Origin of the sequence: Sphingomonas sabuli (assembly GCF_014352855.1) — a bacterium.
GTDB lineage: Bacteria > Pseudomonadota > Alphaproteobacteria > Sphingomonadales > Sphingomonadaceae > Sphingomicrobium > Sphingomicrobium sabuli.
On record NZ_CP060697.1, the window covers coordinates 875,536 to 899,919 of the forward strand.

Here is a 24,384-nt window from a genome sequence, read left to right on the forward strand (position 1 = left end):
GCCTTTCTTCAATACCGTCCCGGCGACGCCGTCATGGCGTCGGGGCCTGGGAAACGGGTTCTAATTGGAAAATCAGTTCACGAATTAAGAGTAATAGGATTGCAGCGAGTGCACTTCAAGCGCCCGCCCCCGCAACGTCCCCAGTGAACGGGCCACGGCAAGGCTGGCCGCGGCGGTGGTGAAATAGGGCACCTTGCGGCCCAGCGCAGTGGCGCGGATCGAATGACTGTCCTTCAACGACTGCCAGCCTTCGGTGGTGTTGAACACCAATTGCACCGCCCCGTCGGTGATCAAATCGACGATATGCGGGCGGCCCTGCGCCACCTTGTTGACGATTTCCACGTCCAGCCCCGCGTCGCGCAAATAGGTGCCGGTGCCGCCGGTGGCGATGACCTTGAAGCCAAGCTCCAGCATTGCCTCGACCGCCGGGACGATGTGCGGCTTGTCGCCGTCCTTGACCGACACGAACACCGTGCCCGACTTGGGCAGCTTCACGCCAGCGCCGATCAGCCCCTTTGAAAACGCCGCGTCGAAATCGCTGTCGATGCCCATCACTTCGCCGGTCGAGCGCATTTCCGGTCCCAGCACCGGGTCGCTGCCGGGGAAACGGGCAAACGGGAAGACCGGCTGCTTGACCGCGATATGGTCGATGACCCGGGCGAACGGTTCGAACGCGTCCAGCGTCTCCCCGGCCATCACCCGCGCGGCGATCTTGGCCACCGGCCGGCCGATCGCCTTGGCTACGAACGGCACCGTGCGGCTGGCGCGCGGATTGACCTCAATCAAATAGACGTCGCCGTCCTTGACCGCGAACTGGACGTTCATCAGCCCCTTGACCTTCAACCCGTTGGCCAGCGCGGTGGTCTGGCGCTCGATTTCGGCCACCACTTCGGCGCTCAGGCTGTGCGGCGGGATGGCGCAGGCGCTGTCGCCCGAATGGACGCCGGCTTCCTCGATATGCTGCATGACGCCCGCGATACGCACGTCCGTGCCGTCCGAAATGGCGTCGACGTCGACCTCCACCGCGTCGCGCAGGTACCGGTCGATCAGTACCGGCGACGTGCCCGAAACGGCGACCGCGGTGGCGATATAATGGTCCAGCTGCTCGGGCCCGTCGACCACTTCCATCCCGCGCCCGCCAAGCACGTAGCTGGGCCGCAGCAGCACCGGATAGCCGATGCGGTCGGCGACCTTCAGCGCCTCGTCGCGGCTGCGCGCGATGCCGTTGGCCGGTTGCTTCAGCCCCAGCTTGCCGACCAGCTTGGCGAACCGTTCGCGGTCCTCGGCCAGGTCGATGCTGTCGGGGCTGGTGCCCAGGATCGGCACGCCCGCGCGCTGCAATTCCTGCGCCAGCTTGAGCGGCGTCTGCCCGCCGAGCTGGACGATCACGCCCAGCAGTTCGCCCTTCTCGCTTTCGCGGCGGACGATCTCCAGCACGTCCTCGCCGGTCAGCGGCTCGAAATACAGCCGGTCCGACGTCTCCGGGTCGGTGGAGACCGTCTCCGGGTTGCAATTGACCATGATGGTCTCAAGCCCGACGCCGTCCTTGCCCAGTGCGAACGCCGCGTGGCAGCAGCAGTAGTCGAACTCGATGCCCTGCCCGATCCGGTTGGGCCCGCCGCCAAGGATCATCACCTTGCGCTTGTCCGACACGTCCGCCTCGTCGACCGGCTCGCCGAACAACGGCCCTTCGTAGGTCGAATAGAGATAGGGCGTGGTCGCATCGAATTCCGCGGCGCAGCTGTCGATCCGCTTGAACACCGGGTGCACGCCCAGCTTCGCGCGATGCTCGCGCACTTCCTCCTCGGTCACGCCGCCGGTCAGGTGCTTGAGCACGTCGTGCACCAGTCCCGACGTCCCGGGCGTCGCGACGCCGGTCGAACGAACCGACAATTGCGCCAGCCGCGCGTCGGAAAAGCCCATCGCCTTCAACCGCCGCATCCCGTCCGCGTCGGTCGGCAGGCCGGCGGTGCGCACTTCCATTTCCGCCAGCACGATCGCCGCCAGCTGGTTCAGGAACCACGGGTCGAACCCGGCGATGGCGTTGATCCGCTCGACGGTGAACCCCTGGCGCAGCGCCTCGGCCGCGACCAGCAGCCGGTCGGGCGTCGGCCGCGCCAGCGCATTCTCGATCCGCGCCTCGTCCGCCCCTTCAAGCTCGCGCACCCGGTCGAGCCCGGTCAGCCCCGTCTCCAGTCCGCGCAGCGCCTTTTGCAGGCTTTCCGGGAAACTCCGCCCGATCGCCATCACTTCGCCGACCGACTTCATCGACGTCGACAACACCGCTTCGGCGCCCTTGAACTTCTCGAACGTGAAGCGCGGAATCTTGGTCACGACATAATCGATCGTCGGCTCGAAGCTCGCGGGCGTCGCGCCGCCGGTGATGTCGTTGCTAATCTCGTCGAGCGTGTAGCCGACCGCCAGCTTGGCGGCGACTTTGGCAATTGGAAAACCCGTCGCCTTCGACGCCAGCGCGGACGACCGCGACACGCGCGGGTTCATCTCGATCACCACCATCCGCCCGGTCTTGGGATCGACCGCGAACTGCACGTTCGAGCCGCCCGTTTCGACCCCGATCTCGCGCAGAACGGAGATCGAGGCGGACCGCATCCGCTGATATTCCTTGTCGGTCAGGGTCAGCGCCGGGGCGACGGTGATGCTGTCGCCGGTATGCACGCCCATCGGGTCGATATTCTCGATCGAACAGATGATGATGGCATTGTCCGCGCGGTCGCGGACCACCTCCATCTCATATTCCTTCCACCCGACCAGACATTCGTCGATCAGCACTTCGGTCGTCGGGCTGGCTTCCAGGCCATAGCGGACGATCGCTTCATATTCGTCGCGGTTATAGGCGATGCCCCCGCCCGTCCCGCCCAAAGTGAAGCTCGGCCGGATCACCGCCGGCAGCCCGACCGTGTCGAGCGCGGCGTTCGCTTCCTCCAGCGTATGGACGATCGCCGAACGCGGGCTTTCCAGCCCGATGGAGTCCATCGCGTCGCGGAATTTCTGCCGGTCCTCGGCCTTTTCGATCGCTTCGGCATTGGCGCCGATCAGCTCGACGCCCAGCCGCTCCAAGGTCCCGTCCTTGGCCAGCGCCAGCGCGGTGTTGAGCGCGGTCTGCCCGCCCATCGTCGGCAACAGCGCGTCGGGCCGCTCCTTCTCGATGATGCTGGCGACAAAGCCCGGCGTGACCGGCTCGATATAGGTGACGTCGGCCAGCTCCGGGTCGGTCATGATCGTCGCCGGGTTGGAATTGACGACGATCACGCGATAGCCCTCGGCCTTCAGCGCCTTGACCGCCTGGCTGCCCGAATAATCGAACTCCGCCGCCTGCCCGATGACGATGGGGCCCGCGCCGATGATGAGGATGGATTTGATGTCGGTGCGCTTAGGCATCAGTAATCGATGGCTCCCTGGCGGCCGCGATTGCCGATGAAGCGGCGGCGCAATTCGGTGGTGGCGTCGACGACCCGCTTCACGCAGTCGAACGAAGCGGTGGCGCGCCCGTCGACGTCCCGGGCGGCGAGGTCGACCATTTCCGGCTGGTAGTCGACCCAGGCACCGTCGACGACGCGCAGCGCCTGTTCCTCGCGATACCCGCACCATGCCTCGAGGCGTGGGGCGAACGCCTGCATGGCCATGCCCTCGCGATAGCGCGGATAGGTGTCGATCTGCCCGCGCTCGGCCAGTTCTTTGAGCGCCCTGGCCTTGTCGCGCTCGTGCGTCTCGGCGCCGTGATGGAGTGCCGCGATGCGAACCTGCCGCGGGTCCGCGAACTCGAACCGATGGCGGCTGTCGATCATCAACTTGGCAAGCGCGCGATGATCCAGCCGGTCGAATGCCGCCGCCGGCACGCGCAGCTGGAGAATTTCGATGCCACGATCCTCGGTGATCGGGGTCATCCACCCGTCCTCGATGCCCAGCGCGTTGAGGCGCCGACGAAGATCCTCGCCCTGAATGTCCGGCGACGCGTCATATTCGGCCTTCTGCCGCTTGATGCGCTGTTCCGTCGTCTCGATCCGGTTGTCGATGCCCGGCGCGCCGTTGCCGCACGCGACCAGCGTCGCGGTCGCTCCGGCGGCAAGCAGCGATCGAAAATTCGCGTGAAGCGTCACTGCCGCATCATCCCCACGAACTTCTCGAACAGGTAGAAACTGTCCTGCGGGCCGGGGCTCGCCTCCGGATGGTACTGCACGCTGAACGCCGGCTTGTCGGTCAGCTCGATCCCGCAATTGCTGTCGTCGAACAGCGAGACGTGGGTTTCGCGCACATTTTCCGGCAGCCCTTCGCGCTCGACCGCGAAACCGTGGTTCATGCTGGTGATTTCGACCCGCCCGTCCTCCAGCCGCTTGACCGGATGGTTGGCGCCGCGATGGCCCTGAAACATCTTGCTCGTCCGCCCGCCCACCGCCAGCGCCAGCATCTGATGGCCAAGGCAGATGCCGAACAAGGGCTTCCCCGTGTTCAGCAACTGCCGGATCACCGGCACGGCATATTCTCCCGTCGCCGCCGGGTCGCCCGGCCCGTTGGACAGGAAAATCCCGTCCGGCTCATGCGCCATGATCTCGTCGAAGCTCGCCGCCGCCGGCACCACCGTCACCCGCGCGCCCGCCTCGCTCAAATTGCGGAAGATGTTGCGCTTGGACCCGTAATCGATCGCGACCACGTGGGGGGTGCGCGCCTCGACTTCGCTCGGCACGAACGACTTGGATTCAGTCGCGGACCCGCCCTCGTTCGTCCCGAGCGAAGTCGAGGGGCGGAGCTCGGCATATCCGCTGCCCCATTCCCACTTGCCGCCGGCCCAGCGTTCCACCTGCAACCGGCTGACGTCCTTGGCCAGGTCCATGCCTTCCAGCCCCGGCCACTCCGCCGCCATCCGCTGCAACGCGTCGATGTCGAACTCACACGTCTCGCTATGCGCGATGGCGATGGTCGGCGGCCCTTCCTCGCGCACCAGCTTGGTCAGCGCCCGCGTATCGACCCCGGAAATCCCGATCCGCCCCCACCGTTTCATCCAGTCGGCGAAATCCTGTCCGGCGCGATAATTGGACGGCGCCGTCACCGGCTCGCGCACGATCGCGCCCAGCGCATGGGCTTCCGCGGCCTCGACGTCCTCGTCGTTGGCGCCGACATTGCCGATATGGGGAAAGGTGAAGGCGATGACCTGCTTCGCATAGCTCGGGTCGGTCATCACTTCCTGGTACCCGGTCATCGCGGTGTTGAAGCACAGCTCCCCCACCGCCTGGCCGGTCGCGCCGAACCCGCGGCCCCAGATCGTCCGTCCGTCGGCGAACACCACGACTCCCGTCGCCCCCTTGGGTTGGGGGGCGCGCGTGGAGTGGGCGTCGGCCATGGGCGAAAGGAGCCTTCCGAAGGGTGGGTTTCAACGATGTCGCTAAGGCATCGCAGCTAGGGAGATTGCTCGCTGCGGTCAACGCCTGTTAGGGACGAAAAATGATCAGGGACGACATCAAGGCCGCCACCGTCACCGCGATGAAGGGCGGCGACAAGGACACCACTGCGACGCTGCGGCTGGTTTCCGCGGCAATCAAGAACCGCGACATCGAAGCGCGCACCGGCAAGGCGCCCGACGACGACGACCAGCTGGTCACCGAAGTGCTGCAGAAAATGATCAAGCAGCGCCGCGAATCGGCCGACGTCTACCGCAAGAACGGCCGCGACGACCGCGCCGCGACGGAGGAATCCGAAATCGCGGTGATCGAATGCTTCCTGCCCAAGCAGCTAAGCGACGATGAGGCCCGCGCCGCGATGCAGAAGATCATTGCCGACACCGGCGCGTCTTCGGTGAAGGACATGGGCAAGGTCATGGCCGAAGTAAAAGCGCGCCACGGCGGCGAGCTAGAGCCGGCCCGGGCCAGCGCGCTGGTCAAGGAGATGTTGAGCTAGGCGCCCGCACGACTAAAGTCCGCGTAAGACTCGTTCGTCCCGAGCGAAGTCGAGGGGCGGTGGCACCGGTTTGATGCAGTTCTGGGTCTACATCCTCAAATGCCGTGACGGCTCCTATTATACGGGGCACACCGACGATCTCGATCACCGAATCGGACAGCACATTGTCGGCCAGGCGTCCGACTGGACGCGTCGGCGCCTTCCGGTCGAACTGGTCTGGTGCGAAGCGGTTTCGTCCCGGTTGGAAGCCCTCGAAGCGGAGCGACGTATCAAGCCCTGGTCGCGTGCAAAGAAGGAAGGGTTGATCGCCCGTGACTGGGCTCGCGTGTCCCACTTCGCGCGACCGCCCCACGAGCGCCCCTCGACTTCGCTCGGGACGAACGGGGCTGTTGCTGCGGCTCCACCAACTTCGTTCGTGTCGACCGAAGTCGAGACGCGCAGCCCCTCTCGCGGAACCGAAGGGCAGACCCCATGACCCTCTCCCCCGCCTGGCTGGACGAACTCCGTGCCCGCACCTTGCTGTCCTCGGTCATCGCCCCGTCGGTGAAGCTCATTCGCGCCGGGCGGGAGTTCAAGGCCTGTTGCCCGTTCCACAATGAAAAGACGCCCAGTTTCACGATCAACGACGAAAAGGGCTTCTACCATTGCTTCGGCTGCGGCGCGCACGGGGACGCGATCAGCTTTCTGGTCGACAATCGCGGCCTGCCGTTCATGGACGCGGTCAAGGAATTGGCGGGCAAGGCGGGGATGGACGTCCCCGCGCCCGATCCCCGGGCCCGCGAACGGTCGGAGCGCGCCGCCGACCTGACCGACGTCATGGCCGCGTGCCAGCGCTGGTTCGCTGAACAGCTGCACGGCATCGATGGCGCCGCTGCCCGCGACTATCTTGCCGCGCGCGGGATCAGCGGGGCGCAGGTCACGCGTTTCGGCATCGGCCTCGCCCCCGACAATCGCGGCGCGCTCAAGCGCGCGCTGGCCGACCTGGGCGAGGACAAGCTCGTCGAAACCGGCATGCTGATTCGGCCGGAGGACGGCGACCGCGCCACCTACGACCGCTTCCGCGGCCGGCTGATGATCCCCATCCGCGACCAGCGCGGGCGGGTCATCGCCTTCGGCGGGCGAATCCTGGGCGAGGGCGAACCCAAATATCTCAATTCCCCCGACACGCCGCTCTTCGACAAGGGCCGCACGCTCTACAATATCGACCGTGCCGGCCCCGCCAGCCGTCAGGCACGGCGGCTGATCGTGGTCGAAGGCTATATGGACGTCATCGGCCTCGACCGGGCCGGCATCGGCGAGGTGGTCGCCCCCAACGGCACTGCGGTTACCGAAGCGCAACTGGAGCGGATGTGGCGGCTCGAACCCGCGCCGATCCTGTGCTTCGACGGCGACGCCGCGGGCCGCAAGGCGGCGATCCGCGCCGCCACGCGCGCCCTGCCCCACCTTGGCCCCGAGCGCACCTTGCGCTTCGTCGAGCTGCCCGCCGGACAGGATCCCGACGACCTCGTCCGTTCCGGCGGCCGGCAGGCGGTGGAGGACCTGCTCGCCAGCCCCGAACCGCTCGACCAGCGGCTGTGGCGGCACGAACGCGATGCCCAGCCCCTGACCACCCCCGAAGCGCGCGCCGGCCTGCGCCAGCGGCTGGTCGAACATGCCCAGTCGATCGGCGATCCGGAGCTTCGCCGCCTGTACCGCGACCAGTGGCTCAACCAGTTCAACGCCGAATTCGGCGCGGTCCGCTACGCCTCCCCGACCGGTCAGCGGCGCCCGCAGAACCGCTTCGACAAGCGCACCGGCCGCTGGCTCCCCCCGGCCCCGCCGGCCAGCGCCGCCGCCCGCCGCATCGGCCGCGGCGGCATCGACACCGCCACCGCCCGGGCGCTGGTCCACGGCTTCGCGCTTTATCCCGAAGCGCTGCCCGCGCACGTCGAGCAGCTTGCCCACCTGCCGATCGCCGACAAGGCCCTCTCGGCCCTGCGCGACCGCATCGTCGACGCGGCCCTTGCGGAACCGGCGCTTGATCGGCAGAAGCTCGCCACCATATTGCAGGCAGCCGGAGCGGCCGCGGCCCTTGACCAGGCGCGCCAAACCGGCGGAATCGGCTTTTCCTTCACCCGCAGCGATACCGCGCCGGACCGCGCGGTTCGCGACCTCGGGATCGCGATCGACGCGCTCTCGGCGGAGGAAGAAATCGGTGCGGCTCTCGACGAGGCCACCGAGCGCTTGCAGGCCGGCGAAGACACGGCGTTCGACGAGCAGCAGCGGCTGCACGGCGAGCGGGAGAGAATCATGCAACGGCTGGCGTCCCTCGCCGGCACCGATTAACGGCGAACCCGATGGCGAAGAACGAAACCGCAGAAACCGAACCGCAGGACAGCGGCGATGCCCCGCTGATCGACCTCAACGACGCGTCGGTGAAGAAACTGATCGCGCGCGCCAAGAAGCGCGGCTTCGTCACCTATGACGAGCTCAACAAGGCGCTCCCGCAGGACCAGATGAACTCCGAGCAGATCGAGGACATCATGTCCGCGATCAACGAGATGGGCATCAACGTCGTCGAGAACGAGGACGAGGCCGACGAGGAGGAAAAGGAAGCCGCGCAGGCGCAGGAAGACGAAGTCGACCCGCTCGACGACGGCGGCCCCCGCCCGGCTGCGGCGACCAAGAAGGAAGCGGTCGACCGTACCGACGACCCGGTGCGCATGTACCTGCGCGAGATGGGCGCCGTGGAGCTGCTCAGCCGCGAGGGCGAAATCGCTATCGCCAAGCGTATCGAGGCCGGCCGCGACACGATGATCTGGGGCCTGTGCGAAAGCCCGATGACCTTCAACGCGATCATCGAATGGTCCAACGCGCTCAACGAAGGCACCATGCAGCTGCGCGAGATCATGGATCTCGAGGCGATGCTGTCCAAGGGCCCGACCGCCGAGCAGATCAACGCGTCCGAGGACGACGAAAGCGGCGACGGCGAAATCTCCGAAAAGACCGCCGGCCCGACGATCAAGGAAGAGGAAGACGAGCCGGAGGAGGAATCCGCCGATTCCGACGACGAGGAGGACATGGTCGAACGGCGTGCCAAGCCGCAGTCGAGCGACGATGACGACGAGGACAACGCCCTCAGCCTTGCCCAGATGGAAGAGGCGCTCAAGCCCACCGCGCTCGAGAAATTCGCCACCATCACCGCGCTGTTCAAGAAGTTCGCCAAGCTGCAGTCGGCGCGCCTCGACGCGCTTGCCACCGGCGACGAGTTCCCGGCCAACGAGGAAAAGAAGTATCAGAAGCTGCGCGAGCAGCTCACCGCGGAGGTCGAAAGCGTCCAGTTCCACCAGGCCAAGATCGAAACCCTGGTCGACCAGCTGTACGCCCACAACCGCCGCCTGATGGCGCTGGGCGGGCAGATGCTGCGCCTGGCCGAGCGCCACCGCGTGCCGCGCCGCGCCTTCCTCGAAAGCTATTCCGGCCGCGAGCTGGACGAAAGCTGGCTCGACGACGCTGCCAGGCAGGACAAGAAATGGGCCAGCTTCGCCGCGTCGGAACGCGACACGGTGGAGCGCATCCGCGGCGAAATCGGCGAGATCGCGCAGTCGGTCGGCACCTCGCTTCCCGAATACCGCCGGATCGTCAACCAGGTGCAAAAGGCGGAGCGCGAAGCCCGCATGGCCAAGAAGGAAATGGTCGAAGCGAACCTCCGCCTCGTCATCTCCATCGCCAAGAAATACACCAACCGCGGCCTGCAGTTCCTCGACCTCATCCAGGAAGGGAACATCGGCCTGATGAAGGCGGTCGATAAGTTCGAATATCGCCGCGGCTACAAATTCTCGACCTACGCCACTTGGTGGATCCGGCAGGCGATCACCCGCTCGATCGCCGACCAGGCGCGGACCATCCGAATCCCGGTCCACATGATCGAAACGATCAACAAGCTGGTCCGCACCGGCCGCCAGTTCCTCCACGAAACCGGCCGCGAAGCCACGCCGGAAGAACTCGCCGAACGCCTTTCAATGCCGCTCGAAAAAGTGCGCAAGGTGATGAAGATCGCCAAGGAGCCGATCAGCCTCGAAACGCCCATCGGCGACGAGGAAGACAGCCACCTCGGCGATTTCATCGAGGACAAGAACGCGGTCATCCCGGTCGACGCCGCGATCCAGGCGAACCTCAAGGAAACCGTCACCCGGGTCCTCGCTTCGCTCACCCCGCGCGAGGAGCGCGTGCTGCGCATGCGCTTCGGCATCGGCATGAACACCGACCATACGCTCGAGGAAGTCGGCCAGCAGTTCAGCGTCACCCGCGAACGCATCCGCCAGATCGAGGCCAAGGCCCTGCGCAAGCTCAAGCACCCGTCGCGGTCGCGCAAGATGCGGAGCTTTTTGGATCAATAGCCCAGTGGCCGAGCGCAGCGCCGCCGACGCGTAGCGTCGCCGAAGCAGCGCGAAGAGACCACGCAGCGCCCGGCCGACGACCGCCGCAGGCGCGTCGATCGACGTCACGGGCCGCCCCGTGACGCTATCCCAGTGGCCGAGCGCAGCGCCGCCGACGCGTAGCGTCGCCGAAGCAGCGCGAAGAGACCACGCAGCGCGCGGCCGACGACCGCCGCAGGCGCGTCGATCGACGTCACGGGCCGCCCCGTGACGTCCTCCGCCATTGATCGAAAACTCCCGCTCCTCCCGGACGAAGTCGAGCGCCGCTCACTCCCCATTCACCCCCGACCCCGGTAGGAAAGCACCGACGCGATGCCCGCCTACCGTACCCCCTCGTCCCACGAACGCCCGCCGCGCAGCCGCCGCGCTACCGGCCTTGCGCTGGCGTTGGGCATCAACCTGCTGCTGCTCCTCGCGCTGCTGCGGCTGGGCGCGATCCCGCTGCCCGGGGCGCCGGCGGTCAACCCGCTGGTGATCGACTTCATCAACGCCCCCGCGCCCGCGCCGGCGCCCGCGCCCGCACGCCGGGCCATGCCCAGCCCCGCCGCCCCCGCGGCGGCCGAGCCGCGTCCGGTCGCCCCGCGCCCGCGCATCGCGCTGCCGGCCCGGCCCAGCCCGTCGCGCCAGCGCCCGGTCGACGTCCTCTATCTCAGCAAGGATGAGCTTGCCGCCGCCGATATCGGCGCGATGGCGAAGTCCGCGGGCTCCGGCGCCGCGTCGGACAGCGAGGAGCTTGGCCGCGCCCCCAACGGCGAACTGCTCTACGCCGCCGAATGGGCGCGGGAGCCGACCGCGGCGGAACTGGGCGGCTACCTGCCGAAGAACGCGCAGCCCGGCACCGGGCTGGTCGCCTGCCGCACCATCCCCGGCAACCGGGTCGAGGATTGCATCGAGATCGAAAGCCGCCCCGCCAGCTCTCAGCTCGCCCGAGCCGTCCGCCAGGCCGCCTGGCAATTCCGCGTGAGGCCGCCAAGGAAGAACGGCAAGGAGCTGGTGGGGTCGTGGGTGCGGATCAGGATTGATTATTTAAGGTGAGGGGGGCTTCGAAAATGCGGCGGGCCCCGTTTGTACACCTGCGGCCTATCGCAGTTTGGCGCATACACACCGCGGGCTCGGCTCGATTAACTATAACGATTAGCGGAATAGGGTATTAGCGATTGTCTCATGCTCAAAGATCAACAAACCCAAGAGCTGTGCACCCTGCGCCTAAGGTTAGAACATGATTTGCAGTCCGTAGATGACGAGCGATTTCAAATAGCGATCTATGCAATAGACGCGCTTCAAAACAGTCTGGAAGCTATAGCTGGACCCATTCTGAATTACTCTTACCCAAGAGAAGCAATTGGTGCAAAGATACCGTCGCCTTCAGCTATCTATCCTTGGGAACTGGAGACACTAGCTAATGAAGCATTAGCTCAGCCATATCGCCGATTTGGATTTTTCCCGAACCCAAGCTTAAATTGTTCAAATTACGCGTCTGTCGCAAATTTAGTAAACATCCTCCGAGAAGTCGAGAACTTGGAGTATGTGGAGTCTGGTATTCCGGTCTTGAAGGAAATGTACCGAATTGCTGGTAGACAATTTGAATGGCAGACAGGATTCTTCAATAAGACTGCTTTATACAGGTCGGGTTATATTTTTGGCGGGAGTGAGTGTTCACGTGCCTTGATAGATAAAACCGGATTTGAGTTTAATGATTTGTCTTATTGTGGCTTTTGCATTTCGCGTCCTTGATGGGTTCTTCTAGGCTTGGTCGGAAAACGCCATTCAGCGAGGTCGGCATAAGCAACCACCTCCGCGATTCTGTCCTCGACCTAATTAGCCTCCCCATTGATGAAGCAAGAACGGTGGCGAGGAAGCAGCGCACTGGTTGGCCGTGGATAGCTTATCGGCCCAGTATATTGAGGCAGTTTCCATGTTTACAACTGCGATATACAGGTCAGCAAATCATTTCGCCACTACCGAGTTTGATATTACATAGGCTGACGTCTGGAACCTTTTATGATGTAATCTCTGATCGGGGAGAGGTTCGAAATGAGATCGGACAGCGCTTCGAATCCTATTGCGCAAATCTTCTCAACTTGACACACAAATCATTGCCATCATCGAGTGAGTTTAGCTACTCCACGCCAAAGGGCGAAATACGTACTCCTGACATACTCATTGGTGAAAGCAATTCACGTTGGGCCCTGATTGAATGCAAAGCTACCCGTATGTCTTTTCCTGCAAAGTATAGTGACAAATACGAAGAAGAGCGGGGTTATGATGACATTGCCAAGGCTGTCTTCCAAATTTGACGCTTTGCGTGTCATTGTAGACTTGGAATAGCGCCGGACAACCTTGAAGCGGGATGTGTTGGGGTGGCTTTGACGCTAGACAACTGGATGCTGATGGGCTCGGGAGCAATTTATGATAAAGTTTATAGGGTTGCGCGCGAGCTAGCGCTGACCAAGGAGCCGCGTATTCTACCCAAAGATCAAATCCCGGTTGTGTTTTGTCAGGTTTCTGAATGGGAAGGCATACTGACGACGACGACGACGGAGGGGTTAAGTTTTGCTATTAAGGCGGCCGCGACTGAGAAGTACGATGGTTGGATGTTATCCTCGATACCTATGCCAGAGGTGTTGAGAAAAAGGTATCGCTATCCATTTCGTGATTTGAATGCGGTTGTGCCGTGGTGGCATAACTTTCGGAGCCGATTGGATCTGTCAAAGGATGCATAATCCCGCGATCCGATGAGGCTTCGATAAAGTTAGTTGCCTGCTTGATTACCCATTTTTATGATTGCGGCAGAATCCGAGAGTTTTGTATTGCATACGAAGAACATGCTGCAGATTTTGTTCCAAGAGCGCCAAAATTCCTCCCTGCCTCAATTTCACCGGATATCTTGGCCCGCAACCATTGGCTTTTTCGTGCGGTAAAGCCGTCACGGGAGTAAATCCCGTGACGTCGAACGTGTCGCGCGGCGCGGCTGAAGCCGCTTGCTCGCACGCCGGCCGGCATGCGCTGGCTCTCAGCCAAGTAGTCTTGGCTTCGGCAGCTTATGCTTTCCTACACACCCCATTTCATGCTTCGCTTGGCGAATGCACCTCAGCCATCCACGCGCGCGGCATCCTGGGATCGTCGCCGCGCCATCCCTCCCCGCAATCCCCGCGCCGCCCGCACCCGCCCTCGCGTGCGCGCGCGTAGTGAGTGCGACTTTTGTGACTTTTGGCCGGTCCGCCGCTCGCGATTTGACTCTGCGCTACATTTGTAGCACTCCTGCGTCGTCATTCAGTCGAACGAGGTGTCTTATGCGTGTCCTGCTTCCCCTGCTCGCCAGTCTTGCCGCCGCCGCCGCGGTCCCCGCGCTTGCCGCGGCCGCCGGCAGTTCGGACGGCGACGCCAGCTACGTCTATCTCGCCGATGGCGGGGATGAGGTGGTGATGAGCGGCAACGGCACCGATCTTGGGCACGCCCGCACCTTCCGCGCCGGCAAGGGCCCGCTGCTCTACATCCGCCGCGACGGCGCCGCTTACGTCATCCGCGACGCCGCCTTGCTCGACCAGGCGCGCGCGATCATGGCGCCGCAAAACGACCTTGGCCGGCGTCAGGGCGCGCTTGGCGAAGAACAGGCTAAGCTGGGCGAAAAGCAGGCGGCCTTGGGTACGGAGCAGGGGCGGCTGGGCAGCCGGATGGCGACCGCCACCGTCGCCGACATGGTCCGCCTTGGCGAAGAACAGTCGCGCCTGGCCGAACAGCAAACGGCGCTTGGCCGGCAACAGGCGGCGCTGGGCAACCGGCAGGCCGCGATGGGCAGCGAACAGGCGCGCCTCGCCCGCGAAGCGCAGCCGCGGTTCAACGCCCTGCTCGCCGAAGCGATCAGGCGCGGCGCCGCGCAGCGGGTCGACTGACCCCGCCGGGCTCGCCATGCCCCGGCCCCGGCTTCGGCCGGTTGGCCGGGTCGCCGGTGGGCCCGACCGCGAAGGTCAGGGTACAGGCGGGGGCGGGACGCACATGGCGCCCCGCCCCGCTTAGCCTAGACCGAGGCGGTGCGCGCCCGGGTGGCGTTGTGGCCGCCGTTGCGGAACAGGATCTCGCGCGCCTCGTCCGGCGATCCGTTGCCCTTCTCGCTGTCGACCGACACGAAGATGCCGCCGTCGTTGATGCGCTCTTCGTAATAGGCCGCGTCGTCGTCCTCGACGCCATGGTCGCTCAACAGGCCGACCAGGCCGCCGGTGATGGCGCCGGCACCGGCGCCGATCGCGGCCGCGCCGGGAATGGCGGCGGAAGCGATGGCTCCGGCGGCAACGAACGGACCGACGCCCGGAATGGCCAGGGCCGCAATGCCCAGCAACGTGCCGCCGACCGCGCCGCCGATGGCGCCCTTGACCGCGCCGCCTTCGTCGAGGCCGTCGCCGTCACTATCGGCGTCGACCTGCTCGCCATGCTGGCCGATGATGGAAATGGACTGTTCGTCGAAACCGGCGCTGCGCAGTTCGGAAACGGCGGCCTGTGCTTCGTCGCTGCTGTCGAACACGGCGGATACGGTGCGGTCACTCATGCTTACTCTCCCGATGGGATTGCGCCGACAACAGTCCGCCCGCGTAGCCGGTCAACAGTCGCGCCAAGGCTCCGTTCCGCCGCGCCCTGCCGATTGTCGGCGCCGCGGCGGCGTCCCTTGATTTGGCCGGTGATGGGATTAGCCTCCGTCCCGCTTCAAGCGACGGGAGTTTGCCATGCTCAAGAATGTCGGACCGGAAGACCGCATCATGCGGATTGTCATCGGGATCGGGCTTGCCGTCCTGATCTTCGTCGGCGCGGTACAAGGCACCGCGGCGATCATCGTCGGCCTGCTTGCCGCCGTGCTCATCGCCACCGGCCTGCTCGCGCGGTGCCCGGCGTACAAGCTCGCCAACATCGACACGTCGGTGCAGGAACAGTCCTATTCGACCACGGACGACCGCTCCGGGCTTTAAGGGCCTGCGGGACGATCGGGCATTTTAACCATGTCCGCTCACGCTTGGCTAACCCGCTGGGCGCAAACGGGGACTCAGGCGGCGTCGCTGAACTTTAGCGAGCTCCGGCGGCGTCGCCACCCCCTCTGAACAGCCGCGGCGAAGCGGCGCTGCGGCGCTCGGCCACCGGCTCGCCATTGGGGCTTCGGCCCGGAACGGCTCGCCACCGCCGTCCATCTGTGCTTGGGCGTCAACGATGACGTCCGCCCCGTATCGCACCGCCCGATGACCCCCGCCGCCCGCCTCCAGGCCGCGGCCGAAATCCTCGACCTGGTCACCGCGTCGGCCCGCGACGACGGACCGCCCGCCGACGCCATCGTCACGCGTTATTTCAAGACCCGCCGCTATGCCGGGTCCAAGGATCGCCGGGCGGTCCGCGAACTGGTGTTCCGGGCCATCCGCCGCACCGGCGAACGGCCGGCCAGCGGCCGGGCCGCGATCGTTGGGCTGGCCGGCGACGATCCCGACATGCAGCCGCTGTTCGGCGAACCGCGCGGTCCGGACCCGCTGATCGAGGGCGAACCGGCTAGTCCCGGCGGGATCGTCCCCGCCTGGTTGCAGGCAGAGTTGTCGCCGCTGGTCAGTGACGACGAATGGCCGGCGCTGGTTGAACGTGCGCCGCTCGACCTGCGCGTCAACGCCGCCTGGACCAACCGCGACGCCATGCTGCGGGCCTTTCCCGATGCCGTGCCGACCCGGCTGAGCCCGTGGGGCCTGCGCCTGCCCGCCGACAGCCGCATCGACGACAACGGTCCTTATGCCGACGGCCTGATCGAAGTGCAGGACGAAGGCAGCCAGCTGATCGCCCTCGCCTGCGCCCCCGTGGCCGGGATGCGCATCCTCGACCTGTGCGCCGGCGCGGGCGGCAAGGCACTGGCGCTCGCCGCCGCGGCCCCCGCGGCGACGATCCTGGCCAGCGATTCCAACCGCAACCGGCTGGCCAAGCTGCCGCCGCGGGCAGAGCGCGCCGGGGCGGAAATCGAGCCGCGCCTGATCAACCCGCCGCGCGAGCTCGACGACCTGGACGACTGGCGCGGGCAGGCCGACCTGGTGCTGGTCGACGCGCCCTGTTCCGGAAGCGGCACGTGGCGCCGCAATCCAGAGGCGCGGTGGCGGCTAACGCCGGATCGGCTCGATCGGCTGGTCGACGTCCAGGAACGGCTGCTCGACCTTGCCTCCGAACTGGTCCGTCCGGGGGGCGCGGTGGTATATGCTGTTTGCTCCCTGTTGCGGGCCGAAGGTGCCGGCCAGGCACAGCGCTTCTTAGGGCTGCGTTCAGGCTGGACCGCGCAGGACGTGCTCGATGGCGCGGGGCGTGCCGACGGCCCCGGCCGGCTGCTCACCCCGGCCAAAGACCAGACTGACGGCTTTTTCGTCGCACGCTTTATGAAGCCATGCTAGGAACCGTCGCGACCGATGGAGAATGGAATGAAGATTTCGGTGCGTTTTCTGGCGCTTGGGGCGGCAGCGGTGATGCTTGCGAGCCCGGTGGTCGGGCAGCGGCCGGACAATCAGATCCTGCCGCAATCGATCACCTTACAGCAGCAGGGTGAAGCGCTCTTCTCCGCCGGCAAGCTGACCGAAGCCGCCGACATCCTGGAAACCGCTCTGGCGGTCGATCCGCGCAACCGCGCGGCCTTTGTCGACCTGGCCCGCGTCGCCAAGCAGCAGAAGCTGTTCGGCAAGGCCATCCGCCTGACCAACGAGGCGCTTCAGCTGGAGCCCAACGACGTCACCGCGCTAGAAGTCCAGGGCGAAGCGATGGTCGAACTGGGCGCCCTGCCGCGGGCTCGCCAGAACCTGGCCAAGATCCAGCAGCTGTGCGCGTCGGGATGCCGTCAGGTGACCGACCTGACTGCGGCGATCAACCGCGGCCCGACGGTCGCGTCGGCCACCACGCCGGAAGTCACCAAGAAAAACTAGCCCAGCTCGCGCGCCAGCGCGACAAAATCGGCGACCGCGAGCGTTTCCGCGCGCCGTTGCGGATCGATCCCCAGCGGCTCCAGCGCGGCCAGCGCCGCGGGCACGGACTTGAGGCTGGAGCGAAGCATCTTGCGGCGTTGCCCGAATGCGGCTTCCGTCACCTGTTCGATCGACCGCGCCGCGACATCCTTGGGCGCGTTGCCAGGGACGATGTGCACCACGGACGACGCGACCTTGGGTGGCGGCACGAAGGCCGAGCGGCTGAGCTGCATCGCCACGCTGGGGTGCGAGCGCCACTGGGCCAGCACCGACAGGCGACCGAACTTGCCGCCGCCAGGCGGCGCGACGATGCGGTCGGCGACCTCCTTCTGGAACATCAGCGTCAGCGACTGCCACCACGGCGGCCAGTCGGCGGTCAGCCAGCGCAGCAACAGCGCGGTGCCGACATTATAGGGCAGGTTGGACACGACACGCGCGCCGCGACCTGCCAGCGCCGGCTCGTCGATCCGCATCGCGTCGGCATGGATCACCTCCAGCATGCCGGGATATTCGGCGCCGAGTTCGGCGAGCGCGGGCAGAAACCGCGGATCGCGTTCCACCGCCACCACTCGGGCACCGCGATCCAGCAGGGCACGGGTCAGCCCACCGGGTCCGGGGCCGACCTCATAGATTGTATCGCCCGCGATTTCGCCCGGGATGGCCGCAATCCGGGCGAGCAATTGCCGGTCGAGGATGAAGTTCTGGCCCAGCGCCTTGCTGGCCTGCAGCCCATGGCGGGCAATGACGTCCCGAAGCGGCTCGGGCGGCGTCACGCGGCGGCGGTGGCGGCGGCGGCGCGCTGAGTCGCGCAGAAAGCGGCCAGGCGCAGCGCCGAGGCCATCGGCCGCGGGTCGGCACGATCCTGCCCGGCGATATCGAAGGCCGTTCCGTGATCGGGCGCGGTGCGGACAATCGGAAGGCCCAGCGTGATGTTCACCGCGTCGGCGAAGTGCAGCGCCTTCACCGGGATCAGCGCCTGGTCGTGATACATGCACAGGGCCGCGTCGTAGCGCGCCCGCGCCGTCTCGTGGAAAAGCGTGTCGGCGGGATGCGGGCCGGTCACGCGCCAGCCATCGGCGCGAAGCGCGGCAATCGCCGGTTCGATCACCTCGATTTCCGCGCGGCCGAGCATTCCGCCCTCCCCGGCGTGCGGATTAAGGCCGGTCACGGCGAGCCGGGGTTCGGCGATGCCGAAATTGCGCTGTAACCCGCGCAAGGTCGTACGACCGCGCGATTCGATCAGTCTGGCGGTCAACATATCCGGCACGTCGCGAAGCGGGATGTGCGTGGTGACCGGCACGGTCCGCAGGCTTTCGCCCGCCAGCATCATCACCACGTTGCCGGCGGCAATGCCGCAGCGTTCGGCAACGAATTCGGTCTGGCCGGGATGGTTGAAGCCGATGGAGTAAAGCTGCTCCTTCGACACCGGACCGGTGACGACCGCCGCGGCCGAGCCCGAGCGCGCAAGGCCGACAGCGATTTCCAACGCGTCGAGGGAGCAATGCGCGCCCGCGACGCTGGGGTGCCCGGGCCGATCTTCCTGCGGGGAGTGAATCTGCAGCAGCGGCAGGCCGACGTCGAAGGCGGTTTCCGCCTCGCGCGGGTCGTCGATGGTGGTGATCGGGCCGTCCCACACCGCGCGCAGGGCGCGGATGTCGCCGATGGCCACGAACGGGTGCAGCCCGAACCGGTCGCGATTGTCCCAGCATTTGGCGACCACTTCCGGCCCGATACCGGCGGGATCGCCAAGCGAAACCGCAAGCGGCCGGGACAGGGGGTCACGCATCACGCGCCGCCCCTAGCGGAAATCGATGATCGCGTCCCGCCTCAGGTCCCGCAGGTAGCGCCGCGACCGCAGGTTCACCCGCTCTTCGTTGAGCTGCGCATAGACCTGGTCGAAGGTCGGCGCGCCGGGCGCCACTTCATCGCGACCGCAGATGACCAGGATGCGCGCGCCGTCCGACAGGTCGCCGCCGGCCATGAACGGCGGGGTGGACTGACCGACCTGCATCGGCAGCATGATCTCCTGCAGCGCGGGCGGCAGGTCGCGCAGCTTGACGTCGTCGTTCGTCACGACCTCCCCGTTGAATTCGTCGCCGATCTTGTCCGCGCCGCCGCAGCCGCCGACGTTACGGGCAGCTTCGGCAAAGCGGCCGATGATCGGTTCCGCCTGCGGGCGAGTCATGCCGGCCGGGAAGCTGATCGACACCTGCTTCAGGCTCAGCACCGCGTTGCGCGGGTCGGCGACCAGCACCTTGCGCGCATCCTGGACCATGACGATCGAAATGCCGCCGGGGACCGGCACCGGCCGGCTGACCTGGCCGGGCCGCATCTGCTGCACGACCGTGGCAATCTGGGTCGGCAATTGGGCCGGGCGGACCCAGCCGAGATCGCCGCCGACTGCCGCGGTCGACGCTTCGGAATATTGACGGGCGTAAGCGGCGAACGACGCGCCCTTCTGCAACTGGTCGAGGATCTGGTTGGCCACCGCGACCGCGCGGCTGTTGTCGCCCCCCGGCGCCGCGAGATAAATCTCGCCGACCTTATACTCGTCCGTGCCCTTGGCGGCGTTGAGCTTGTCGAGCACCGACTGCACTTCCTCGTCGCCGACGCTGACGTTGCTCTCGATGCGCTTCTGCTGAAGCCGGGCCCAGGCGATCTCGCCCTTGATCTGGCGGCGCAGCGAGCGGATCGACGACCCGTAGCCCTTGAGCACTTCGGCCAGCTTTTCCGGCGTCTGGTTGTTTTCCTGCGCGACGCGCTCGACGGTCCGGTCGATCTCGCGATCGGTGACCTCGATTTCCTCGGTCTTGGCGGCCTGGATCTGCAGCGTCTCGTCGATCAGGTTGCGCAGCACCTGCTGGCGCAGGGCGTCGATCTGTTCGGCCGGAATGGACCCGCCGTTGGCAACGGCCAGGAAGGCCAGCCGCTGGTCGATGTCCGACTGCGTGATGATTTCGCCGTTGATGATGGCCGTCGCCTTGACGACCGACGGGAGCGTGGTGCCGTAGAGCTGCGGGTTTTCCGGCAGGTCGAGGGGGCGCCGGGCGGGCGCCGCGGATTGCACGTCACTGGTCTGCGCGACCGCCGTGGTCGCAGCGCCAAGTGCCAGTGCAACCATGCCCAGCCGGGCCCGCGCCCGCAGGAATTCAGTAACTACCACCACGATTTTTCCCTTATTGCTCAAACAAATCCGCAAAAAATCCGTCTAGCTTCCCCTGCTGAACGCAGGCTTAGCGGCCAAGGCCCTTGAGCCTGAATTGCAGCGCGAAGGTCGTGCCCTTGCGGAACTCGCCGAGCCGCTCATAGTCGCGACGCCAGGTAAGGCCAAGCTCCAGACAATCGTCTTCATAGGCAACGCCGATGCGGTTGCGGACCGGCTCATAGCCGTCGGCCAGCGAAAACGGGTCTTCGTCGGTGTTCGTCAGGTCGAGCACGGTGGCGCCGAAGATCGACCAATACCGGGCGAACTTGACCCGCCCGGCCAGCCGCAGCTCCTCCCGGTCGCGCAAATCCTCGATCGTCGGGTCGATGTCGCGGTTGAGCCGCAGATAGCCGATCTGGGCATAGGTCTCGAGGCTGCCGATGGTCAGGTCGAGCTCGTTGCGGCGAACCGCGAAATTATCCTTGTCGACGCGATAGCGGTGGGTGAGATCAAGGAAGCGGCCATATTGGATGCTGGTCCGGCCGACGACGTCGGACAGGCGGTCGGTCAGCCCGGTGCCTTCGGGAAAGATGCCCGGGCGACGGTTGAGCCGGTAGCTCTGGCCGATCACCGTGCTGACCGCCAGATTGGGCCGCGTATAGTGCCATTCGGCGCCGTACGTGATGCGCGAACTGTCTTCCCACCGGTCGTAGCCGCGGAAGCGATTGAGCGCGAACAGGTTGCTGTCTTCGAGGTCGACCGAGCGCGCGTCCTCGTTGGGAATCGACAGGTTCGGCGTCGGCGGGGTCAGCACCACCTGTACCCGCGGCACGATCCGCTGCACGCCGCCCAGGAAGGAACCGATCAGCGGCCATTGCACGTCGGCGGCCAGCGCCGCGATGCCGCGCGTATGCCATCCATCGGTGCCGCGGTAGATGGCGACCGGAGTCTCGCCGGCCTCGTCGGTGTGATAAACGTCGCCGCGGGCATAAGCGGTCAGCATCAGCTGCTGGCCCATGGTCGTCAGCCGGCGAATGTCCCAGCGGGCGCTGGCGAAGGCCCGCTGCGTGTCCTGGCCGTCGATTCGCAGGATGGCGAGGCTATTGGCCTGCAACTGCAGGTTGCCGCCCAGCGCGGGCGGCTCGATGTTCCACCGCGCGTCGATCGCCGGCAGGGCAATCGGGATCTGCTTTTGCTCGTCATCGGCGCGCAGGCCCTGGAACGCCCAGCCGGCGATCGAGATGTAGCTGTCGGGACTGATCCGTTCGGCGTTGACGAAATTGCGCAGCCGGTCGTCGCGGGTGATGTCGTAGCGGCGGGTCACCGTCTTGTCAGTCGCGGCGCGCAGGAAACCGGTGACGCTCCACAGCGGGTCGAGCTGAAACTTGCCGTTGGCGGCGAAATAGCCGCGGAGCCGGCGGTCGCGGTCCTCGTCTTCGGGGACGGAGCCGAAGAGACTGGACCGTTCGACCTCGCTGTAGGCAAGGAAACCCGATGCCTGGAAGGCGCCGAGGCTGTTGAGTTCGCGATACTGGGCGCCGAGCGCCGGAAGGGTGCCGGTGTAGATGTGCGGCGTGACGGTGAAATCGCGGTTCGGGCCGAGCCGCAGATAATATGGCACGGCGACTTCGAAGCCGTTGTTGCGGCTGATCTTGAGTTCGGGCGACAGCCACCCGGTGGCGCCCTCCCCGTCCGCACCGACGCTGAAGATCGGCAACAGCGGCAAGGTAATGCCGAACAGTTGCAGCCGGCCGCCGCGAAAGCGCACCCGGCCGGTGGCGGGGTCGTAAACCACGCGCGCGGCGGTGATCATCCAGCTTGGCCGCTTGGGACAGCCGCCCTCGGTCGTCACCGGGCAGGGCGAATAGACCGCGTTGTCGAGGGTGATGATCTCGCCCGAGCGCGTGCCCCGGGCAGCGGCGATGCGGCCGCCGCTTTCCAGCGCTACGAGCAGATTGTCGATCGTGCCGTCGCGCAGCGTGTCGGATAGCTCCACCCGCTCGCCGACCAGCCGGTCGCCCTGCGGATTGATGACCACCACATTGCCTTCGGCCAGCACTTGCCCGCTCGCCCGGCTCCAGGTGATCTTGTCGGCGGCGACGTAATTGCCCTCGCGCTGCATGCGCACCTGGCCAAGGGCGGTGATGACCTCGCTGCCGCTGTCGTAGGCGACCTGGTCGGCGGTGAATTCGACCACTTCGCCGGCGGCGGGCTCGACCTCAGCTACCGGCTCCGGCACGGGCTGCACGTCGACGGCGCGGGCCGGGACAGCCATCCCTGCCAGCGGAAGCGCAGTCCACCAGATCAGCCGCCACGGCTTTCGCTTCCGCAACCCACACCCCATCACACTCGCTCTCGCAGCGCCTATCGCACCTTGTCGGGCGCGCGACAACGCTTGGGTTTCACCTCGCAACTGCCTTTGCCATCCACGCCCGCGCGGCTTAAAGGCCCGGCAAAGCCAAGCAATCCGAAGGACATCGACCCGACATGCAAATCCAATTCGCCGACAGCCGGCCGGCCGGAGACTATGCGCTCGTCATCCCCTCGATCGGGGGCAAGCGTCCGGCGCTCGATTCGCTCGGCGATACGGCCAAGGCGGAAGCAGCGCTGAAGCGGCAGCGGTTCGAGGGCGACCTTGGCACCACCGCCGACCTCTTCGTCGACGACGGCGGCACCTCGCGCCGGGCGGTGGTAGTCGGCGTCGGCGACGATCCGGCCAAGGCAGCGGAAAGGCTTGGCGGGGCGGCCGCCGCGCAATTGCTGACGTCTGGCGAAAGCGAGGCGGTCATCGACCTCGGCGGGCTCGACTATGGCGCCGACCTCGCCGCCCGTGTCGCGCTTGCGGCGGTGCTGCGGTCGTGGCGTTACGATCGCTATCGCACCAAGATGAAGGACAAGCAGAAGCCGACCTTGAAGACGGTGACGATCGTCGGCGGCGGCGACGGCGCGGAACAGGCGTGGAAATCGCGCTGGGAACCGGTCAGCGAAGGCATCGACCTGACCCGCAGCCTCGTCACCGAACCGGCCAACATCATCTACCCCGAAACCTTCGTCGAGCGGTGCAAGGACCTGTCGAAGCTGGGCGTCCAGATCGAGGTCCTCGACGGCAAGCAGATGAAGGAACTGGGCATGGGCGCGCTGCTTGGCGTGGCCCAGGGCTCTGTGCGGGATGCGCGCCTCCTGGTCCTGCGCTGGAACGGCGGCACGGACGGCGACAAGCCGACCGCCTTCGTCGGCAAGGGCGTGACCTTCGATACCGGCGGCATTTCGATCAAGCCGGCCGCGGGCATGGAAGCGATGAAATGGGACATGGGCGGCGCCGGCGCGGTGGCCGGAGCGATGAAAGCGCTGGCCATGCGCAAGGCCAAGGCCAACATCATCGGCATCTGCGGCCTTGTCGAAAACATGCCCGGCGGCAATGCCCAGCGTCCGGGCGACGTCGTCACCAGCATGTCGGGCCAGACGATCGAGGTCATCAACACCGACGCCGAAGGCCGCCTCGTGCTGGCCGACGCCATCACTTACGTGCAGCGCAAGTACGAACCGGCGACGATCATCGATCTTGCGACCCTGACCGGCGCCATCCTCATCAGCCTGGGCAAGGAATATGCCGGCCTGTTCACTCCCGACGACGGGCTGGCCGCCGAGCTGATGGAAGCCGCCGACCGGTCGGGCGACAAATTGTGGCGCATGCCGCTTGGCGACCCGTTCGACCGGCTGATCGATTCGCCGATCGCCGACATGAAGAACGTCGGCCCGCGCGAAGGCGGATCGATCACCGCCGCTCAGTTCATCAAGCGCTTCGTCGACGCCGGCGTGCGCTGGGCGCACCTCGACATCGCTGGCATGGCTTGGGCCGACAAGGCAGCGGCTACCTACGACAAGGGTGCGACCGGGTTCGGCGTGCGCTTGCTCGACCAGTACGTAGCCGACCAGCTCGAAGGCTGAGCCA

General features: G+C 66.1%; 20 protein-coding genes. 12 read left to right on the forward strand and 8 right to left on the reverse strand.

Annotation, left to right across the window (positions count from 1 at the left end; genetic code table 11):
* Nucleotides 1-84: 84 nt before the first annotated feature.
* From carB to carA, 3 genes are read right to left on the reverse strand one after another with little or no spacing between them, the layout of a single operon-like run.
* Nucleotides 85-3,399 (reverse strand): carbamoyl-phosphate synthase large subunit, encoded by a 3,315-nt coding sequence (carB, locus tag H8M03_RS04415; protein WP_187480532.1) that lies wholly within the window; start codon nt 3,397-3,399, stop codon nt 85-87.
* On the reverse strand, nt 3,399-4,118 hold the full coding sequence (locus H8M03_RS04420) for a hypothetical protein (protein ID WP_187480533.1): 720 nt from the start codon (nt 4,116-4,118) through the stop codon (nt 3,399-3,401). The genes carB and H8M03_RS04420 overlap by 1 nt, the downstream gene beginning before the upstream one ends.
* Nucleotides 4,115-5,356 carry a glutamine-hydrolyzing carbamoyl-phosphate synthase small subunit gene (carA, locus tag H8M03_RS04425; RefSeq protein WP_187480534.1) on the reverse strand — a complete coding sequence of 414 codons (1,242 nt, stop codon included), beginning with the start codon at nt 5,354-5,356 and terminating at the stop codon, nt 4,115-4,117. The genes H8M03_RS04420 and carA overlap by 4 nt, the downstream gene beginning before the upstream one ends.
* A 101-nt stretch (nt 5,357-5,457) precedes the next feature.
* Between carA and H8M03_RS04430 the strand changes: the two genes are divergently transcribed.
* The 8 genes from H8M03_RS04430 to H8M03_RS04465 all read left to right on the forward strand — a co-directional run bounded on the left by H8M03_RS04430 (nt 5,458) and on the right by H8M03_RS04465 (nt 14,221).
* The gene (locus H8M03_RS04430) at nt 5,458-5,910 is read left to right on the forward strand and encodes a GatB/YqeY domain-containing protein (protein ID WP_187480535.1); all 453 of its coding nucleotides are present in this window, start codon (nt 5,458-5,460) and stop codon (nt 5,908-5,910) included.
* A 73-nt stretch (nt 5,911-5,983) separates the two neighbouring features.
* Nucleotides 5,984-6,385, forward strand: coding sequence for a GIY-YIG nuclease family protein (locus tag H8M03_RS04435; protein ID WP_187480536.1), 402 nt, complete (start codon nt 5,984-5,986; stop codon nt 6,383-6,385).
* On the forward strand, nt 6,382-8,235 hold the full coding sequence (gene dnaG / locus H8M03_RS04440) for a DNA primase (RefSeq protein WP_187480537.1): 1,854 nt from the start codon (nt 6,382-6,384) through the stop codon (nt 8,233-8,235). The genes H8M03_RS04435 and dnaG overlap by 4 nt, the downstream gene beginning before the upstream one ends.
* A gap of 11 nt (nt 8,236-8,246) precedes the next feature.
* Nucleotides 8,247-10,289, forward strand: a complete 2,043-nt coding sequence (rpoD, locus tag H8M03_RS04445; protein WP_187480538.1) for an RNA polymerase sigma factor RpoD — start codon at nt 8,247-8,249, stop codon at nt 10,287-10,289.
* A 351-nt stretch (nt 10,290-10,640) separates the two neighbouring features.
* A complete protein-coding gene (locus H8M03_RS04450) occupies nt 10,641-11,363 on the forward strand; it encodes a hypothetical protein (RefSeq protein WP_187480539.1) in 723 nt (240 codons plus the stop codon).
* 129 nt (nt 11,364-11,492) lie between these two features.
* Nucleotides 11,493-12,062, forward strand: coding sequence for a hypothetical protein (locus tag H8M03_RS04455; RefSeq protein WP_187480540.1), 570 nt, complete (start codon nt 11,493-11,495; stop codon nt 12,060-12,062).
* Between the two features lie 650 nt (nt 12,063-12,712).
* Nucleotides 12,713-13,051: a hypothetical protein gene (locus H8M03_RS04460; RefSeq protein ID WP_187480541.1), complete on the forward strand. Its 339-nt coding sequence runs from the start codon at nt 12,713-12,715 to the stop codon at nt 13,049-13,051.
* Between the two features lie 570 nt (nt 13,052-13,621).
* The gene (locus H8M03_RS04465; RefSeq protein WP_187480542.1) at nt 13,622-14,221 is read left to right on the forward strand and encodes a hypothetical protein; all 600 of its coding nucleotides are present in this window, start codon (nt 13,622-13,624) and stop codon (nt 14,219-14,221) included.
* A gap of 125 nt (nt 14,222-14,346) precedes the next feature.
* On the opposite strand, the gene H8M03_RS04470 is transcribed toward H8M03_RS04465, so the two are convergent.
* Entirely contained in the window at nt 14,347-14,871 is a 525-nt protein-coding gene (locus tag H8M03_RS04470; RefSeq protein ID WP_187480543.1) for a general stress protein, read from the reverse strand.
* Between the two features lie 175 nt (nt 14,872-15,046).
* On the opposite strand from H8M03_RS04470, the gene H8M03_RS04475 reads away from it, so the two are divergent.
* From H8M03_RS04475 to H8M03_RS04485, 3 genes are all read left to right on the forward strand, one after another.
* Entirely contained in the window at nt 15,047-15,286 is a 240-nt protein-coding gene (locus H8M03_RS04475) for a YgaP family membrane protein (RefSeq protein ID WP_187480544.1), read from the forward strand.
* A 264-nt stretch (nt 15,287-15,550) separates the two neighbouring features.
* Nucleotides 15,551-16,726, forward strand: coding sequence for an RsmB/NOP family class I SAM-dependent RNA methyltransferase (locus tag H8M03_RS04480; protein WP_187480944.1), 1,176 nt, complete (start codon nt 15,551-15,553; stop codon nt 16,724-16,726).
* Nucleotides 16,727-16,753: 27 nt separating this feature from the next.
* Nucleotides 16,754-17,248, forward strand: coding sequence for a tetratricopeptide repeat protein (locus H8M03_RS04485; protein WP_246449097.1), 495 nt, complete (start codon nt 16,754-16,756; stop codon nt 17,246-17,248).
* On the opposite strand, the gene rsmA is transcribed toward H8M03_RS04485, so the two are convergent.
* The 4 genes from rsmA to H8M03_RS04505 form a co-directional block, all read right to left on the reverse strand.
* Entirely contained in the window at nt 17,245-18,060 is an 816-nt protein-coding gene (gene rsmA / locus H8M03_RS04490) for a 16S rRNA (adenine(1518)-N(6)/adenine(1519)-N(6))-dimethyltransferase RsmA (protein ID WP_187480546.1), read from the reverse strand. The genes H8M03_RS04485 and rsmA overlap by 4 nt on opposite strands.
* The gene (gene pdxA, locus H8M03_RS04495) at nt 18,057-19,073 is read right to left on the reverse strand and encodes a 4-hydroxythreonine-4-phosphate dehydrogenase PdxA (RefSeq protein WP_187480547.1); all 1,017 of its coding nucleotides are present in this window, start codon (nt 19,071-19,073) and stop codon (nt 18,057-18,059) included. Before pdxA ends, rsmA begins: the two co-directional genes overlap by 4 nt.
* 12 nt (nt 19,074-19,085) lie before the next feature.
* Nucleotides 19,086-20,453 (reverse strand): peptidylprolyl isomerase, encoded by a 1,368-nt coding sequence (locus tag H8M03_RS04500; protein ID WP_246449098.1) that lies wholly within the window; start codon nt 20,451-20,453, stop codon nt 19,086-19,088.
* A 67-nt stretch (nt 20,454-20,520) separates the two neighbouring features.
* On the reverse strand, nt 20,521-22,776 hold the full coding sequence (locus tag H8M03_RS04505) for an LPS-assembly protein LptD (RefSeq protein ID WP_187480548.1): 2,256 nt from the start codon (nt 22,774-22,776) through the stop codon (nt 20,521-20,523).
* A gap of 143 nt (nt 22,777-22,919) precedes the next feature.
* Here H8M03_RS04505 and H8M03_RS04510 point away from each other — a divergent pair, with 143 nt between their 5' ends.
* Nucleotides 22,920-24,380, forward strand: a complete 1,461-nt coding sequence (locus H8M03_RS04510; RefSeq protein WP_187480549.1) for a leucyl aminopeptidase — start codon at nt 22,920-22,922, stop codon at nt 24,378-24,380.
* Nucleotides 24,381-24,384 lie beyond the last annotated feature (4 nt).